We start from the raw sequence: 969 nt of genomic DNA, 5'->3' as shown, positions 1-969 counted from the left end.
GCATCAAGGGGTTTAGAAAGCTGGAGCTGGTCGTGAACAACGTCCGGTTCCAGGATGGGGAGCAGGTAACCGATCAGTCAGACAGGACTGCCGCCTGACTGCCATCCACCAGATTTGACTATAACTCAGCGTGAAGTACGAGTGCGTCTACTTGAAAGCCTTCGAGAATGGTGCCCATCTGCGCGAAGACCTGAAGCGTTATTTCGCCTGGTATAACAGGGACCGACCCCATCAGGGGCTCGACGACGAAACACCCGATGAGGTGTACTTCGATCAACCATTGACCCAGGCAGCCTGACGCCTGATGACAACCCAGTCAGAGCTTAGATCGCCTGTCAGGTGGACCAATGGATAGGGTCCACTTCATACACCGCACCTTGCCTGGCTTGGCGAGGGCGAGCCCCGCGACGACAAGCTGCTCGATCCCTCCGAGGTCGAGGCGCTGCTAGCGGATGAAGTATTGGTAGAGGAGAAGCTCGACGGTGCCAATTTGGGCATTTCCTGGGGAGATGAAGGGCAGCTGCGTGTGCAGAATCGTGGCGCCTATCTCGAGGCGCCTTACCGTGGTCAGTTCTCTCGCCTTAACCAGTGGCTGATGCAACACCTCGCGGTGTTCCAACAGCATTTACCCGATCACGTCATTCTCTTCGGCGAGTGGTGCGCTGCGCGCCACTCGCTGGATTATGCCGCTTTGCCGGATTGGTTCCTGGTCTTTGATGTTTTCGATCGCAAGGCCAAGCGCTTCTGGAACCAAGAAAGACGCAATGCCTTGGCCAGTCGTCTTGGCCTAGCTGTGGTACCACGACTCATGCGAGGACGTTTCACCGTCAAGAAGCTGGAAGGTGTAGTGGTCAAGTGCTTTTGGCCACCGAGCTTTGAGCATTCCAGTAGTTCTTTTCTGCCAAATTCGGCGGTATCCCATCGTTATGCTTGTGCGGCCGGAGGCTGCTGTAGTAACCGATCATATAA

General features: G+C 55.7%; 2 protein-coding genes. Both read left to right on the top strand.

The genetic code is table 11. The features are described 5' to 3' along the window. Window positions 1-130: 130 nt before the first annotated feature. A complete protein-coding gene (locus R3F72_RS18560) occupies window positions 131-298 on the top strand; it encodes an integrase core domain-containing protein (RefSeq protein ID WP_332780482.1) in 168 nt (55 codons plus the stop codon). A gap of 162 nt (window positions 299-460) precedes the next feature. After that, window positions 461-969, top strand: a 509-nt coding sequence (locus tag R3F72_RS18555) for an RNA ligase family protein (protein ID WP_332780481.1), incomplete at its 3' end; no start/stop codon positions are given.

Origin of the sequence: Salinicola sp. 4072 (genome assembly GCF_036663415.1) — a bacterium.
Lineage (GTDB): Bacteria > Pseudomonadota > Gammaproteobacteria > Pseudomonadales > Halomonadaceae > Salinicola > Salinicola salarius_A.
The sequence above is the reverse complement of the archived record's forward strand: the minus strand, read 5'-3'. Positions and strand labels throughout refer to the sequence as shown.